Genomic DNA, 15290 nt, shown 5'->3' on the forward strand with positions numbered 1-15290 from the left:
CAAGCTCGCTTCCACAGGGATTGATGTCGATCACAAAATCGCGGGCCGGCCTCGGTTATTGTGCGAACCGGCTGGTCAGCGAAGGCCGGCACGGACGCCACATATCTGGTCATGAACGCCACTTGTCTGCGACATGATGTCGTTTCATATGCCATCCAAAACCCGATGGGTTAGAATGCCCCCCTTTTCTGCCCCCGATCCTTGAGGACCGCCATGTTCAGCCGTGATTTGACTATTGCCAAGTACGACGCCGATCTTTTTGCCGCCATGGAGCAAGAAGCCCAGCGCCAGGAAGAACACATCGAGCTGATCGCTTCGGAGAACTACACCAGCCCAGCGGTGATGGAAGCTCAAGGCTCGGTACTGACCAACAAGTACGCCGAAGGCTACCCGGGCAAGCGCTACTACGGTGGTTGCGAGTACGTCGACGTCGTTGAGCAACTGGCCATCGACCGCGCCAAGGAACTGTTCGGCGCCGACTACGCCAACGTTCAGCCGCACGCTGGTTCCCAAGCCAACGCCGCTGTTTACCTGGCCCTGCTGTCGGCCGGTGACACCATCCTGGGCATGAGCCTGGCTCACGGCGGTCACCTGACCCACGGCGCCAGCGTTTCCTCCTCCGGCAAGCTGTACAACGCCATCCAGTACGGCATTGACGCCAACGGCCTGATCGACTACGACGAAGTCGAGCGTCTGGCTGTTGAACACAAGCCGAAAATGATCGTGGCCGGTTTCTCTGCCTACTCGCAGATCCTCGACTTCCCACGCTTCCGCGCCATCGCCGACAAGGTTGGCGCCTACCTGTTCGTCGACATGGCTCACGTGGCCGGTCTGGTCGCCGCTGGCGTCTACCCGAACCCGGTTCCGTTCGCTGACGTCGTGACCACCACCACCCACAAGACCCTGCGCGGTCCACGTGGTGGCCTGATCCTGGCCAAGGCCAACGCCGACATCGAGAAGAAGCTGAACTCCGCCGTATTCCCGGGCGCCCAGGGTGGCCCGCTGGAACACGTGATCGCCGCCAAAGCGATCTGCTTCAAGGAAGCACTGCAGCCTGAGTTCAAGGCTTACCAGCAACAAGTGGTGAAAAACGCCCAGGCCATGGCCGGCGTGTTCATCGAGCGCGGTTTCGACGTGGTTTCCGGCGGTACTGAAAACCACCTGTTCCTGCTGTCGCTGATCAAGCAGGAAATCTCCGGTAAAGACGCCGACGCCGCTCTGGGCAAAGCGTTCATCACCGTGAACAAGAACTCCGTGCCAAACGACCCACGTTCCCCGTTCGTCACTTCCGGCCTGCGTTTCGGTACTCCGGCTGTGACCACTCGCGGCTTCAAAGAGGCTGAGTGCAAAGAGCTGGCTGGCTGGATCTGCGACATCCTGGCTGACCTGAACAACGAAGCGGTGATCGACGCCGTTCGTGAGAAAGTCAAAGCCATCTGCAAGAAACTGCCGGTATACGGCGCTTAATTGCGACGTTAAAACCGCAGCATGAAAAACCGGCCAAGTGATTGGCCGGTTTTTTTTCGCCCGCAAAAAAGTTTCGAACGCTAAATGGCTCAAGGTCGGGGCCTTGCGCCCAACTGGTCAGACCGGTCATGCCAATTCGTCATTTTTCACTTGCGATCCGTAAAAAACAGCGCCTAGACTGCACCCGCACTGGACATACCGGTAAGACCACAATAATTAAGTCCTGAATCTGATGCGCCTTGCGCACGGCAGCCAGGACACCGACCAGGATTCCTCCCATGCTCAGATGGTGCTCGCGTTCAATCTTCCTCCAAGTGGTTCTCGGACTGGTGCTCGGCATCGTCTGCGGGCTGACCCTTCCTGAATACTCGGCCCAGCTCAAACCGCTCGGCGACGGTTTCATCAAACTGATCAAGATGCTCATCGGCCTGATCGTGTTCTGCGTGGTGGTCAGCGGCATCAGCGGCGCCGGCGACCTGAAGAAGGTCGGGCGCATCGGCCTCAAGTCGGTGATCTACTTCGAAGTGCTGACCACCATCGCGCTGGTGATCGGTCTGGTGTTCGCGTTCAGCACCGGAATCGGCAGTGGCGCCAACATCCATCTGGAGCAGTTGTCCGCCGCCGACATGGGCGACATCGCCGAACGCGGCCAGCACATGCACACCACCACTCAGTTCCTGATGGACCTGATCCCCACCTCGGTACTCGGCGCCTTCGCTGACAACAACATTCTGCAAGTGCTGCTGTTCTCGGTGCTGTTCGGCAGCGCCTTGAATCTGGTGGGTGAAGCGGCTTCCGGGATCTCGCGGCTGATCAACGAGCTCAGCCATGTGATCTTCCGGATCATGGGCATGATCGTGCGTCTGGCGCCGATCGGCGTGTTCGGCGCCATCGCCTTCACCACCAGCAAATACGGCCTCGATTCCCTGCAACACCTGGGCAGCCTGGTCGGCTTGTTCTACCTGACCTGCATCGCCTTCGTCGCGCTGATTCTCGGTCTGGTGATGCGTCTGTCTGGCCTGCGCATGTGGCCGCTGCTCAAGTACCTGCGTGAAGAACTGCTGATCGTCATGGGCACCGCCTCCTCCGATGCCGTGCTGCCGCAGATCATGCGCAAGCTTGAACATCTGGGCATCGGCAGCTCGACTGTCGGGCTGGTGATTCCGACCGGTTACTCGTTCAACCTCGACGGCTTTTCGATTTACCTGACCCTGGCCATCGTGTTCATCGCCAACGCCACCGGTACGCCGCTGGCCATGACCGATCTGCTGACGATTTTGCTGGTGTCGCTGATTACCTCGAAAGGTGCCCACGGCATTCCGGGTTCGGCGCTGGTGATTCTGGCGGCCACGCTGACGGCCATCCCGGCGATTCCGGTGGTCGGTCTGGTGCTGGTGCTGGCGGTGGACTGGTTTATGGGCATCGGTCGCGCGCTGACCAACCTGATTGGCAACTGCGTCGCCACCGTGGCCATCGCCCGTTGGGAAAAAGACATCGACGTGCAGCGGGCGAACAAGGTGCTCAACGGCGAGCAGGGCTATAACTTTCAGCCGAGAAAAACGGTCGCTCAAGCGGCGGCCAAAGAATTCTGAATGAGCGCCGTGCCTGCGCCAATGCAGGCACGGCTCATGGAGCGAACACGTGATAACTACATCAACCGTCGTCAACTCAGTGGTGGAAAAACTCCGGGCCGCGCTGGCCCGTGGTCAGTGGCGCTCCGGCGAGATGCTGCCGGGTCAGCGCGAGCTGGCCGAGCAACTGGGCATCAGCCGCCCAAGCCTGCGCGAAGCGGTGATCGTACTGGAAACCCTCGGCCTGGTGCGCTCAATGCCAGGCAAAGGCGTGGTGGTCCTCGACGCGCAGGCCAGTGACAGTCAAAGCCACGAAAGCGCAGTGGCCGGCGCCAGCCTCGAAGACGTGCTGCAACTGCGCTACACCCTCGAGCCGTTCATCGTTGGTCTGGTGGCGCAGTCGATCAGCAGCAAGGAAGTCGGGCAACTGCGCCTGACCCTGATGGACATGCGCGAAGCCCTCGAAGCGGGCGACAGCGAGGCCGGGGTCAGCGCCTACATCGCGTTCCACGAAGAACTGTTCACCCTGACCTCGAACCCGATTTTCCAGAGCGTGGTGCAACAGACCAGCAACGCCCTCAAGCAAAGCGCCGAAGTACTGCGCAATTCGCCGGAGCACCTGGCCGAACGCCTTGAAGAAAACGAAGCCGTGGTGCGCGCGATCCGCAGCAAGAACAGCGCCCAGGCCAGCGCCGAAATGCGCCGGCACATCCTGCGCGAAGGTCAACGGATGGGCATCGAACTGAATATTCCGGATGACAACCTGAGCCACTGAAACGCCTCACACTGGAGACCGGCCATGAACAGTCTTGCCACGCCGTCGCACCCTCGCCCGACCTCGACGGCCCTGCCCTTCTCCCGCCTGCACGCGCCGGTGGACGATCTGTATCCACGCCTGCTCGACGCGATTCTCGAGCAACGCATCGATGCCGCCAGCCGTTTCACCGAAGAAAGTCTCAAGCAGATGTTCGGCGTCAGCCGCGCCGATGTGCGTCGGGTGCTGACCCAGCTGTCCCACGAACAGATCATCGTGCTGCGGGCCAACCACCGACCGCGAGTGGCCGCGCCGGATGCCGAGCAGACACGTCAGGCACTGCACGCCCGGCGTCTGGCCGAGAGCACGCTGGTGCGGCTGGCTTGTCAGCATGCGCAGGCTGAAGATTTGAAGCGCCTGCGAGCGTTGATCGAACGCGAGCGTCAGGCCGTGGATAAAGATCGGCGCGGGGCGGCGATTCGTCTGTCCGGAGAGTTTCATTTGCAGGTAGCGAAAATGGCGCGGAATGCACCGTTGGCGCATTTTCTCGGCACGTTGGTGCCGCTGACCTCACTGGCGATTGCGCGATGCACAGAAACCACGCACAGCTGTTGCGGCTGGCAGGATCACGCCCGAATCGTCGAGGCGATCGAGCGTGATGATGCTGCCGAGGCGGTGTCGCTGATGAACCGTCATCTGGATCACCTGGAGCAGACGATTCTCAGCAGCTCCACGCACTGAAAGCGCGGCGGACTCAGTTCGCCGCTACTTTGGCAAACCCCGCCCGGATTTTCTCTTCCGGCAAATCGTCGGCGATAAACACGATCACGCTTTCCCGCTCCTCGCCTTCCGCCCACTCCGTGTCCCAGTCAAAGCCGTAGAGTTTCAGCACGCCCTGAAACACCAGCCGCCGATCTTCACCGGCAATGTTCAACACGCCTTTGTAGCGCAGCAGTTGCTTGCCGTGCTCTTCCAGCAATTCATTCATGAACTCGCTGAGCTGATCGATATCCAGCGGCTGATCGGTGCGCAGCACCAAACTGGAAATCCGGTCGATGGACGGCGCCTTGCTCACGGGCCGCAGACTCACACCGCCGCCGAGATCGGCGTTCAGATTGAAACCGCGCACATCGAGCAATTCAGCCAGATCGATATTGCCGTGTTCGACCACGCGAATCGGTGCACGGCGGTTGATGCGGGTCAGTCGTTCGCTGAGCGCCGTGAACGCGGCCTCGTCCACCAGATCGGTCTTGCTCACCAGCAAGCGGTCGGCAAAACCGATCTGCGCCTGGGCGATGGTCTGGGTCAGGTGCAGTTCGGCGTGGGCCGCGTCGACGAGGGTGATGATGCCGTCGAGCAGGTAACGCTCGCGCAGTTCTTCGTCGATGAAAAAGGTCTGTGCCACCGGGGCCGGGTCGGCCAGGCCGGTGCATTCGATGACCAGCCGATCGAAGGCGATTTCGCCGCTGTCCAGCCGTTCGAGCAGCAGGTACAAGGCCTTGGTCAAATCGGTGTGGATGGTGCAGCAGACGCAGCCGTTGGCCAGGGTCATGACTTGCACCGGCTCGTCGCCCAGCAATTGGGTGTCGATACCGGCGTCGCTGAATTCGTTTTCGATCACGGCGATTTTCAGGCCGTGCTCGGCTTTCAACAGATGGCGCAGCAAGGTGGTCTTGCCGGCGCCGAGGAAACCGCTGAGCACCGTGACCGGGATGGGAGAAGACAAACTCGATCTCCTTCAATTGCACAAATAAAAATGGGAGCAGGCCGAAAGACCTGCTCCCACCTCAACTCTGCTGAAACCGCGATCAGCGGCTCAGCAGCACTTCGGCCCACCCTTGCCACCGTAACGGGCTTCCTGACGTTCGCGAAAGAACATCTCGTAGCTCATCACCGGTTTGTCCGGGTGTTTGGTCTGCATATGCTCGACGTAGGTGTCGTAGTCGGGCATGCCGACCATCAGGCGCGCGGCCTGACCGAGGTATTTACCGAGGCGACTCAGGTCATTGAACATGCTGCAATCCTCTGGTTACGCGTCCGGCAGGGCCTGGAATGGCGATTCTTTGTCCGTACGCTCTTTTTTGCCCCAGGCGGCGATGCCGACCTTGAGCGCATAGAACAGGATGCTGAATACCACGAACAGGAACAGCGCGGTCAATGTAGCGTTGGTGTAGGCGTTGAAAATCACGTGCTGCATCTGCTCGACGCTTTTCGCCGGCGCCAGCACCTGACCGTTGGCCAGTGCATCGCTGTACTTTTTGGCCAGCGACAGGAAGCCGATCGCCGGGTTGGCGTCGAACAGCTTGATGAAGCCAGCGGTCGTGGTGCAGATCAGCAGCCAGGTGGCCGGCAGCAGGGTGACCCAGATGTAGCGCTGGCGCTTCATCTTGATCAGGACCACGGTGCCGAGCATCAGCGCGATACCGGCAAGCATCTGGTTGGAGATGCCGAACAGCGGCCACAAGGTATTGATCCCGCCCAGTGGATCGACCACGCCCTGATACAGCAACCAGCCCCACATCGCCACACAACCGGCGGTGGCGATCAGGTTGGCGGACCAGGATTCGGTACGTTTCAGCGCCGGTACGAAGGAGCCGAGCAGGTCCTGCAGCATGAAGCGACCGGCACGGGTACCGGCATCGACTGCGGTCAGGATGAACAGCGCTTCGAACAGGATCGCGAAGTGGTACCAGAACGCCATGGTGTTTTCACCCGGCAGCACACTGTGCAGGATCTGCGCGATACCGACCGCCAGGGTCGGCGCACCACCGGCACGGGCCAGGATGGTGGTTTCGCCGATGTCATGCGCCACGGCTTGCAGGGCTTCTGGGGTAATTGCAAAGCCCCAGTTGCTGACTGCGGTTGCCACGGACACCACATCACCGCCGACCACGGCGGCCGGGCTGTTCATGGCGAAGTACACGCCTGGCTCGATCACCGAGGCAGCGACCATGGCCATGATGGCCACGAACGATTCCATCAGCATGCCGCCGTAACCGATGTAACGGGCGTTGGTTTCGTTATCCAGCAGCTTCGGCGTGGTCCCGGAAGAGATCAGCGCGTGGAAACCGGAGACCGCACCGCAAGCGATGGTGATGAACAGGAACGGGAACAGACCGCCCTTCCACACCGGGCCGGTGCCGTCGACGAACTGGGTCAGGGCCGGCATTTTCAGCTCGGGCATGGTCACCAGGATGCCGATCGCCAGGGCGACGATGGTACCGATCTTGAGGAAAGTGGAGAGGTAGTCACGTGGCGCCAGAATCAGCCACACCGGTAGCGAAGCGGCGACGAAACCGTAACCGACCAGCATCCAGGTAATCTGCACGCCAGTGAAGGTGAAGGCCTTGGCCCAGACCGGATCGGCGGCAATCTGCCCACCCAGCCAGATCGAACCCAGCAGCAGCAACACGCCGACTACCGAGATCTCGCCGATGCGGCCCGGACGGATGTAGCGCATGTAGATGCCCATGAACATCGCGATCGGGATGGTCGCCATCACGGTGAAGATGCCCCACGGGCTTTCAGCCAGGGCTTTCACCACGATCAGCGCCAGCACCGCGAGGATGATGATCATGATCAGGAAGCAGCCGAACAGCGCGATGGTGCCGGGGATACGGCCCATTTCTTCTCGCACCATGTCGCCCAGGGAACGGCCGTTGCGACGGGTCGACATGAACAGGACCATGAAGTCCTGCACCGCGCCCGCCAGCACCACGCCGGCGATCAGCCACAGCGTACCGGGCAGATAGCCCATCTGCGCCGCCAGTACCGGGCCGACCAGCGGACCTGCGCCGGCGATGGCCGCGAAGTGGTGACCGAAGAGAATGTGTTTGTTGGTTGGAACGTAGTCCAGACCGTCGTTGTTGAGCACGGCGGGGGTGGCCCGACGCGGATCGAGTTGCATCACATTGTTAGCGATGAACAGACTGTAGTAACGGTACGCAACCAGATAAATGGCCACGGCGGCGACCACAATCCACAAGGCGTTGATCGCCTCGCCTCGGCGCAATGCCACTACGCCAAGGGCGCACGCTCCTACGATTGCCAGCAGCAGCCAGGGTAAGTGGCGTAGCAGGCTATTATTATTTTTCATTTTATTATTCCAGCCAGGGTGGACAAGAAAGACAGCCACCCCGAGTTTAGCGCTACTGACGGCAAAGGCCATACCCCGACATTGGTCTAGACAGTCCATTCGTTGGCATCACCCCGCCGGTCGGGTCTATAGTCAGCTGACCTTCCTGAGGATTGCGCCATGAGCGAGCACCCGTCCGAGCGTCGCCGCTTCAAACGTATCGCGTTCGATGCCAGAACCGAATTGAGCCAGGGCGAGTACATCTGGCCGGTGAAGCTGACCGACCTGTCGCTCAAGGGGCTGTTGATCGAGCGGCCCGAGCCCTGGCTGGGCAATCCCGAGCAGGATTTTTTCGTCGACATTCATTTGAGCGAGGACGTACACATCGAGATGGATGTGCAACTGGCTCATGAAGATCACGGCCAGCTCGGTTTCGTGTGCCGGCATATCAGCCTGGAGTCGATTCAGCGCCTGCGCCGCTTGATCGAACTCAATCTGGCCGACGAAACCGAACTGGAACGCGAGCTCGGGGCGCTGATAGACGTCTGATCACTCGAACAACGAGTCCAGCGCCTGCTCCAGACGTGTCACCGCAATGATCTGCAAGCCTGGCGGTGCTTCCTTCGGCGCGTTGCCCTTGGGCACGATCGCACGCTTGAAGCCGTGCTTGGCGGCTTCCTTCAATCGCTCCTGACCGCTCGGCACCGGGCGCACTTCGCCGGACAGGCCGACTTCACCGAACACCAGCAAGTCATGGGGCAACGGCCGGTTACGCAGGCTCGACATGACGGCGGCCATCAAGGCCAGGTCGGACGCGGTTTCCAGTACTTTCACCCCGCCGACCACGTTGAGGAACACGTCCTGATCGTGGGTCGGAATGCCGCCATGCCGGTGCAGCACCGCCAGCAACATCGCCAGACGATTCTGATCCAGACCCAGCGTGACCCGGCGCGGATTGGCCAAGTGACTGTCGTCCACCAGCGCCTGGACTTCCACCAGCATCGGCCGGGTGCCTTCCCACGTCGCCATCACCACACTGCCCGGGACTTCTTCCTGAGCGCGCGTGAGAAAAATCGCCGACGGGTTGGAGACTTCTTTCAGGCCCTTGTCAGTCATGCCGAAAACGCCCAGCTCGTTGACCGCGCCGAAACGGTTTTTCACCGCCCGCAGCAAACGCAACCGACCGTCGGACTCGCCTTCGAAATACAGCACGGTATCGACCATGTGCTCCAGAACCCTCGGCCCTGCGAGCGCGCCTTCCTTGGTCACGTGGCCGACCAGGAAAATCGCCGTACCACTTTGCTTGGCGTAACGCACCAGCAACGCCGCACTCTCGCGTACCTGGGACACGCCGCCCGGGGCCGATTGCAGTTGTTCGGTGAAAATCGTCTGGATCGAGTCGATCACCATAACCTTGGGTTTTTCCTGACGGGCGGTGGCGATGATGGTTTCGATACAGGTTTCGGTCATGACCCGCAGTTGATCCTGCGGCAGGCCCAGGCGGCGTGCGCGCATGGCGACCTGTTGCTGGGATTCCTCACCGGTGACATACAGCGCCGGCATGCTCTTGGCGAGGTTGCACAGGGTCTGTAACAGAATCGTCGATTTACCGATGCCGGGGTCGCCGCCGATCAGCACCACCGAACCGTCCACCAGACCACCGCCGAGCACTCGGTCGAGCTCGCCGGAGGCTGTGGAAAAACGCGGAATCTCTTCGATGCTGACTTCGGCCAGGGTCTTGATCTGGGCCTGCTGCCCGGCCCAGCCGGTACGCCCGCTCGGGGCGGCGGCACCGCCGCTCTCGACCATGGTTTCGGTCAGGGTGTTCCAGGCGCCGCATTCGCCGCACTGCCCGGCCCACTTGGGAAAGGTTGCGCCGCACTCGGTGCAGCCGTACATGCGCTTGGCCTTGGCCATCTGAACCCCCGGCAAAAACCGCGATGATAACGCAGCCATCGCCGATCAGCGCGGCGCGCCGGGACGGATTTCTCCGCTGGCCAGACGCGCGGCGCTGCTGCCGGTCAGTCCCCGGCAATTGCCGGGCTTGAAAGGGCCGCTGTCAGTCGACCAGTTTGGCCGCCAGGGCCTTGACCCGATCCAGATCACCCTTGGCCACTTTGGTCACACCGGCGCCGTATTCCGGATCCGCCTTATAGAGGAAGGACAGCATGATGTGCTTGCTCTCGTCATCGGCGCCCGCCAGCGAACCGCCGAAGCTCTCGATCAGATCCTGACGTTCCTTCTTGCTGAACGAGCGATACAGATCACCGGCCTGTTTGAAGTTCTGCTCACGCTGGATCTTCGCCTGTTGCGTGCTGCCCTGCAGCGCGATCTGGCTGTATCGCGCACTTGGCGTCTCTTCACGAGGTTGCAGACGGCTTGGCTGATAGTTGACACCCGAGCTGCTCGCACCAACATTCATCGCGCCATCCTGATTGCCATTGTTGACGGCGGTTTTGGCAGCATTGATCGGCAATTGCAGGGCGTTGGCGCCGAGGCGATACATTTGTGTATCGGCATAGGCAAATATCCGGCCTTGCAGCAGACGGTCTTCCGAAGGCTCGATGCCCGGCACCACATTCGATGGTGCCATGGCCACTTGTTCGGTTTCCTGGAAGACATTCGCAGGATTGCGGTTCAAGACCATTTGTCCAACTTTTCGCTCAGGAATACCTGGCCAGATCTTGGTTGCATCAAGAGGATCGAAATCAAACTTGGACAAATCTTGCGAATTCAAGACTTGGACGTACAAGTCCCACTTGGGAAAATTACCTTTGTTAATATTTGTTACCAAATCGTGGGTCATGTGACTGTAATCCCGGCCCTGAACTTGCACAACTTGTTGCGGATCGAGATTCTTGATGCCCTGCAAACTTTTCCAGTGAAACTTCACATAGTGCACATCGCCCTTGGCATTGACCAACTTGTAGGCGTGCACACTATTGCCATCCATCTCCCGATAACTGGCCGGGGTTCCCGAGTTGGAATACAGCTCCGTCAATGTGCGAGTGGCTTCCGGTACATGGGAGAAGAAATCGAAGCGACGCGAGTCATCGTCAAGGTTGGTACGCGGATCGGGCTTGAAGGCGTGCACCATGTCCGGGAACTTGATCGCATCGCGGATGAAAAACGTCGGGAAATTGTTACCCACCAGATCCCAATTACCGTCAGCGGTGTAGAACTTGGTCGCGAAACCCCGTGGGTCACGCAGGGTTTCCGGAGAGTGATTGCCGTGAACCACCGCCGAGAAACGCACGAACACCGGCGTGACCTGGCCGGCGGTAAACACCTTGGCCTTGCTCAGATCGCTCAGATCGTTGGTCGCAGTGAACGTACCATGGGCACCAGTGCCTCGGGCATGCACAACGCGTTCGGGAATGCGCTCGCGGTCGAAGCGTTGCAGCTTCTGGATCAGTTGCACGTCCTGCAACAGTACCGGGCCGTTGGCGCCGGCGGTTTGCGAGTTCTGGTTGTCACCGACTGCCGCACCGTTGTCACGGGTCAGCGGCGCGGCATTCACGGAAAGGGTCAACAGGCTGGCGGCCAATACACCAACGGTGCGACGGGGAATAACCCCTGAACCAAGCGTGGAATTCATTTCAGGTTCCTCTGTTTTTTTGAGGCGCATCCAGGTGCGCCAGACAGAGGCTAGAAGCTCGATTCGCCAAACCTAAATAGAAAGATCACAACGCCGTGATTGAATATTTTTTCTTCGGAATCAGCGGTTTGAGGCGTATTCCGCGCGCGATTAGTGGCACTTTGCAAACTAATCGCGAAATGGTGTGTCGATAAAAACGGGCTTTGTAAGAAGGTGTTACGCGCAGGACGCGTTATGCTGATTTACACTGCGTACACCAAACTCATCTGTAACAAGGAAATAACTATGGGCGTGCTCAGCGAGTTCAAGGCCTTCGCGGTCAAAGGCAATGTGGTCGACATGGCCGTCGGTATCATCATCGGCGCAGCCTTCGGCAAGATCGTTTCGTCGTTCGTCGGCGACGTGATCATGCCGCCCATCGGCCTGCTGATTGGCGGGGTGGATTTCAGTGACCTGGCCATTACGCTGAAAGCTGCCGAGGGCACTGCCCCTGCGGTGGTGCTGGCCTACGGCAAATTCATCCAGAGCGTTCTTGACTTCGTGATCGTAGCCTTCGCGATTTTCATGGGCGTCAAAGCCATCAACCGCCTGAAGCGCGAAGAAGCCGTGGCGCCTACCCTGCCGCCGGTACCGACCAAGGAAGAAGAACTGCTGGGCGAGATCCGCGATCTGCTCAAGGCCCAGAACAATCGGCCTTGAACACTTAAACGGCGCCCGAGGGCGCCGTTTTCTTACCAGTAGTTTTCCACCGCCACCTGTCCCGGTCGCCGCGTCAGACTCAAGGTCATGCCGCGTTGCTTCAGCAAGGCCCGGGTGTCATCGATCATCTGGGGATTACCGCAAAGCATGACCCGCGAATGCGCCGGGGTCAGCTCGACGCCTGCCACCCTCTCCAGCTCGCCATTTTCGATCAGCGTGGTGATGCGTCCGTTGAGGGCGCCCGCATACGGTTCACGGGTGACCACCGGAATGAACTGGAATTTGTGTGCATATTCGGTCAGGTAGTCACGCTGCGTCAGCTCGGCAATCAGTGTTTGATAAGCCAGCTCTCGAGCCTCTCGCACGCTGTAGACCAGAATGATTCGTTCAAACTTTTCCCAGACTTCGAAGTCCTGAAGGATCGACAGAAACGGTGCCACCCCCGTGCCTGTGGATAACAGCCACAGATCGCGGCCATCAATGAAGCGATCCAGCGTCAGATAACCAAAGGCCTGGCGCTCGATCAGCAAGCTATCCCCTGCCTTCAGCCGGCTCAGTTCGCTGGTGAACTCACCACCCGGCACTACGATGGAAAAGAATTCAAGAAACTCGTCGAACGGCGAAGACACCATCGAGTAGGCGCGCCACACCGTGCTGCCGTCCGCGCGCGTCACGCCAATCCGGGCGAATTGGCCGGCGCGAAAGCGGAAACCGGCATCGCGCGTGGTACGCAGGGTGAACAGGTTCGGGGTCAGCGGTTGTACATCGAGCAATGTCTGGCGGCTGAATTTTTCGCTGCTGGCGGTCATCGATTCACTCCATCAACAATGAACCGATTGTTACTCATAATTACGTAATGGAACACCGACAGTTTGTAATGGCATTTCAAAGTGCCACTATTACAGAGACCTTACTAACTTGAAGGTCAAACATTTATATGAACAACCCCATATAAACGACTGGTATAGATATTCCAAACAGATTCACTCTCCAAGAACAAAAAAATCCAAGCGACTCGTAAGAAGCGTCCTACACTCGTCTGCGTGTCCGTCCCTTTGGATCCAATAGACACTCCCGCGAACTGGTTTATGGAGAACATCCCAAAATGGAAAGGTGGAAGGAGTCCCAGATAGAACAGATTACTCGCGCGAAGGAAATCGATAACGCTTTCCCGATTTTAAGAAATTTTGCCAACAATATTGGATTCCAGTATTGCGGCATTAAAGTCTCGCGACCTGGCACTACGTCATTCAAACCCTTTTGTATCAACAACTTCACACCGGCTTGGAATGAGGAATATCAAAACAATTTCAGCGCAAATGATCCGATAACCGAATACTGCCACAAGTCCATGCTGCCATTTCTCTGGAGCAGGAAAGCCTTCTCGAAGACACCGCTCATGTGGAGTGCGCTTCAAAATCACAGGATGGAACACGGCTGGTCGCAGTCGTTTCACGACGAAAAAAATGACTTGTGCTGCACAATCAGCCTGGCGCGGCCCTATTGCGAAGTTTTCGCATTGGAACTGTACGATCAATACGGTGTGTTGCAATACGTCTTGCAACACTTGTGCGCGTTGTTCCTCATCGCGTTCCCGCCAATGCTTGCCAAACCACCGCCCGTACGATTGTCTATACGGGAACTCGAAATCGTGAAGCTGTGCGCCTTGGGCAAGACAGCCTGGGAAATCGGTCAGATCCTGAATGTCGCGGAACGGACCGTGAACTATCACATCAAAAATCTGATCACCAAATTCAACGCCTGCAACAAGATGTCAGCCGTCATCGCCGCCTCCAAGGCCGGATATCTCTAGGCCGCCCTCTTCCACTGCACTGAAATCAGACGAGTATTGCCAACAAAAAAAACGTACCATTTGCAGCCTTCCTGAGTGATGTCGTGACCGTTCACGCCGTTGTCCACTCGGTCGGTTCCGCCGCACGACACCCTGGGCTGCGGGACATCCGTCGATTACCCAGAGTCCCCGCCTCATGCCTTTGCTCGATACGCCCTTCGCCCAGCTCGATCTGATCCGCCAGCCCGAACAGCAGAACGAACCGCTGCAAGCCTTCGACGCAGCCGACGAGTACTTGCTCAATCATCTGGCCGAACAGAATCTGCCGGCGGATACCCGAGTATTGGTGCTCAACGACAGTTTCGGCGCACTGGCCATCAGCCTCTCGGGCAAGGTGCAGGTCAGCACCAGCGGTGATTCGTTCCTGGCGTTTCAGGGCCTGGAAAAGAACCTGCTGCGCAATGGCCAGCCGTTTGATGCTCTTCGCGGTAATCCTGCCAACGAGCCGTTGGTCGGGCCGTTCGACCGGGTGCTGATCCGCGTCCCGAAAACCCTGGCGCTGCTGGAAGAGCAACTGATTCGCTTGCAGGGTCAATTGGCACCCGGCGCTCAGGTGGTAGCAGCGGCGATGGTCAAGCATTTGCCTCGTGCCGCCGGTGATCTGCTGGAGCGCTACATCGGCCCGGTTCAGGCTTCGCTGGCGGTGAAAAAGGCACGTTTGCTGATCGCGACGCCAGAGGCCAAGGCACCCGCCGTCTCGCCCTACCCGACCCGTTATCGCCTCGACGAGCCGGCCATCGAACTGCTCAACCACGCCAACGTGTTCTGCCGTGAAGGGCTGGACATCGGCACCCGCGCCTTCCTTCCGCACCTGCCGAAAAACCTTGGCTCGGCACAAGTCGCAGACCTCGGCTGCGGCAACGGCGTACTGGCCATCGCCAGCGCCCTGCAAAACCCCGATGCGCATTACACGCTGGTGGATGAATCGTTCATGGCCGTGCAATCAGCAGCCGAAAACTGGCGCGCGGCGCTGGGTGAGCGTGAAGTGATCGTGCGCGCCGGCGACGGTCTGGCCGGCCAGGAGGCACAGTCGCTGGACGTGGTGCTGTGTAACCCGCCGTTCCACCAGCAACAGGTGGTCGGCGACTTCCTCGCCTGGCGCATGTTCCAGCAGGCCCGCGAAGCGCTGGTCGTCGGCGGTGCGCTGTACATCGTCGGCAACCGTCACCTGGGTTATCACAGCAAACTGGCGCGGCTGTTCCGGGGTGTCGAGCAAGTCGCGGCTACGCCGAAGTTCGTGATCCTCAAGGCGCGCAAATAATCCGGGCAAAAAA

14 protein-coding genes are annotated in these 15290 nt (G+C 59.4%); 8 read left to right on the forward strand and 6 right to left on the reverse strand.

Annotated elements, in window-relative coordinates; all coding sequences use genetic code 11:
* The first annotated feature begins 213 nt into the window (after window positions 1-213).
* The 4 genes from glyA to AC0R79_RS26360 all read left to right on the forward strand — a co-directional run bounded on the left by glyA (window position 214) and on the right by AC0R79_RS26360 (window position 4533).
* Window positions 214-1467: a serine hydroxymethyltransferase gene (gene glyA, locus AC0R79_RS26345; RefSeq protein WP_007950978.1), complete on the forward strand. Its 1254-nt coding sequence runs from the start codon at window positions 214-216 to the stop codon at window positions 1465-1467.
* A 278-nt stretch (window positions 1468-1745) separates the two neighbouring features.
* Entirely contained in the window at window positions 1746-3059 is a 1314-nt protein-coding gene (locus tag AC0R79_RS26350; RefSeq protein ID WP_085608708.1) for a C4-dicarboxylate transporter DctA, read from the forward strand.
* Window positions 3060-3108: 49 nt separating this feature from the next.
* The gene (locus tag AC0R79_RS26355; RefSeq protein WP_474732328.1) at window positions 3109-3813 is read left to right on the forward strand and encodes a FadR/GntR family transcriptional regulator; all 705 of its coding nucleotides are present in this window, start codon (window positions 3109-3111) and stop codon (window positions 3811-3813) included.
* A 24-nt stretch (window positions 3814-3837) separates the two neighbouring features.
* Window positions 3838-4533, forward strand: a complete 696-nt coding sequence (locus AC0R79_RS26360) for a GntR family transcriptional regulator (protein ID WP_474732331.1) — start codon at window positions 3838-3840, stop codon at window positions 4531-4533.
* Window positions 4534-4546: 13 nt separating this feature from the next.
* Here the strand turns inward: AC0R79_RS26360 and yjiA are convergent, their stop codons facing one another.
* The 3 genes from yjiA to AC0R79_RS26375 form a co-directional block, all read right to left on the reverse strand.
* A complete protein-coding gene (yjiA, locus tag AC0R79_RS26365; RefSeq protein WP_474732334.1) occupies window positions 4547-5518 on the reverse strand; it encodes a GTPase in 972 nt (323 codons plus the stop codon).
* A gap of 90 nt (window positions 5519-5608) precedes the next feature.
* Complete coding sequence (locus AC0R79_RS26370) at window positions 5609-5806, reverse strand: YbdD/YjiX family protein (protein WP_003228401.1); 198 nt, start codon at window positions 5804-5806, stop codon at window positions 5609-5611.
* A 15-nt stretch (window positions 5807-5821) separates the two neighbouring features.
* Window positions 5822-7888: a carbon starvation CstA family protein gene (locus AC0R79_RS26375; RefSeq protein WP_007950983.1), complete on the reverse strand. Its 2067-nt coding sequence runs from the start codon at window positions 7886-7888 to the stop codon at window positions 5822-5824.
* 159 nt (window positions 7889-8047) lie between these two features.
* Here AC0R79_RS26375 and AC0R79_RS26380 point away from each other — a divergent pair, with 159 nt between their 5' ends.
* A complete protein-coding gene (locus AC0R79_RS26380; protein WP_474732339.1) occupies window positions 8048-8416 on the forward strand; it encodes a PilZ domain-containing protein in 369 nt (122 codons plus the stop codon).
* On the opposite strand, the gene radA is transcribed toward AC0R79_RS26380, so the two are convergent.
* Together radA and katB are read right to left on the reverse strand one after the other, a co-directional pair.
* Window positions 8417-9784, reverse strand: a complete 1368-nt coding sequence (gene radA / locus AC0R79_RS26385) for a DNA repair protein RadA (protein WP_007950985.1) — start codon at window positions 9782-9784, stop codon at window positions 8417-8419.
* A 142-nt stretch (window positions 9785-9926) separates the two neighbouring features.
* Window positions 9927-11465: a catalase KatB gene (gene katB, locus AC0R79_RS26390; protein ID WP_474732343.1), complete on the reverse strand. Its 1539-nt coding sequence runs from the start codon at window positions 11463-11465 to the stop codon at window positions 9927-9929.
* A gap of 285 nt (window positions 11466-11750) precedes the next feature.
* On the opposite strand from katB, the gene mscL reads away from it, so the two are divergent.
* On the forward strand, window positions 11751-12164 hold the full coding sequence (mscL, locus tag AC0R79_RS26395; protein ID WP_085608712.1) for a large-conductance mechanosensitive channel protein MscL: 414 nt from the start codon (window positions 11751-11753) through the stop codon (window positions 12162-12164).
* Window positions 12165-12196: 32 nt separating this feature from the next.
* On the opposite strand, the gene AC0R79_RS26400 is transcribed toward mscL, so the two are convergent.
* Window positions 12197-12973 (reverse strand): ferredoxin--NADP reductase, encoded by a 777-nt coding sequence (locus AC0R79_RS26400; protein ID WP_474732348.1) that lies wholly within the window; start codon window positions 12971-12973, stop codon window positions 12197-12199.
* 296 nt (window positions 12974-13269) lie between these two features.
* Here AC0R79_RS26400 and AC0R79_RS26405 point away from each other — a divergent pair, with 296 nt between their 5' ends.
* Window positions 13270-13977: an autoinducer binding domain-containing protein gene (locus AC0R79_RS26405; protein ID WP_127800020.1), complete on the forward strand. Its 708-nt coding sequence runs from the start codon at window positions 13270-13272 to the stop codon at window positions 13975-13977.
* A gap of 175 nt (window positions 13978-14152) precedes the next feature.
* On the forward strand, window positions 14153-15277 hold the full coding sequence (locus AC0R79_RS26410; protein ID WP_474732352.1) for a methyltransferase: 1125 nt from the start codon (window positions 14153-14155) through the stop codon (window positions 15275-15277).
* The last annotated feature ends 13 nt before the right edge of the window (window positions 15278-15290 follow it).

It is taken from the genome of Pseudomonas sp. HD57-3 (assembly GCF_056113135.1).

What these genes read in the sequence shown, in the direction of transcription:
- glyA (WP_007950978.1), top strand. Translation starts at nt 214, where the DNA reads ATGTTCAGCCGTGATTTGACTATTGCCAAGTACGACGCCGATCTTTTT.
- AC0R79_RS26350 (WP_085608708.1), top strand. Translation starts at nt 1,746, where the DNA reads ATGCTCAGATGGTGCTCGCGTTCAATCTTCCTCCAAGTGGTTCTCGGA.
- AC0R79_RS26360 (WP_474732331.1), top strand. Translation starts at nt 3,838, where the DNA reads ATGAACAGTCTTGCCACGCCGTCGCACCCTCGCCCGACCTCGACGGCC.
- AC0R79_RS26370 (WP_003228401.1), bottom strand. Translation starts at nt 5,806, where the DNA reads ATGTTCAATGACCTGAGTCGCCTCGGTAAATACCTCGGTCAGGCCGCG.
- AC0R79_RS26375 (WP_007950983.1), bottom strand. Translation starts at nt 7,888, where the DNA reads ATGAAAAATAATAATAGCCTGCTACGCCACTTACCCTGGCTGCTGCTG.
- AC0R79_RS26380 (WP_474732339.1), top strand. Translation starts at nt 8,048, where the DNA reads ATGAGCGAGCACCCGTCCGAGCGTCGCCGCTTCAAACGTATCGCGTTC.
- radA (WP_007950985.1), bottom strand. Translation starts at nt 9,784, where the DNA reads ATGGCCAAGGCCAAGCGCATGTACGGCTGCACCGAGTGCGGCGCAACC.
- katB (WP_474732343.1), bottom strand. Translation starts at nt 11,465, where the DNA reads ATGAATTCCACGCTTGGTTCAGGGGTTATTCCCCGTCGCACCGTTGGT.
- mscL (WP_085608712.1), top strand. Translation starts at nt 11,751, where the DNA reads ATGGGCGTGCTCAGCGAGTTCAAGGCCTTCGCGGTCAAAGGCAATGTG.
- AC0R79_RS26400 (WP_474732348.1), bottom strand. Translation starts at nt 12,973, where the DNA reads ATGACCGCCAGCAGCGAAAAATTCAGCCGCCAGACATTGCTCGATGTA.
- AC0R79_RS26405 (WP_127800020.1), top strand. Translation starts at nt 13,270, where the DNA reads ATGGAAAGGTGGAAGGAGTCCCAGATAGAACAGATTACTCGCGCGAAG.
- AC0R79_RS26410 (WP_474732352.1), top strand. Translation starts at nt 14,153, where the DNA reads ATGCCTTTGCTCGATACGCCCTTCGCCCAGCTCGATCTGATCCGCCAG.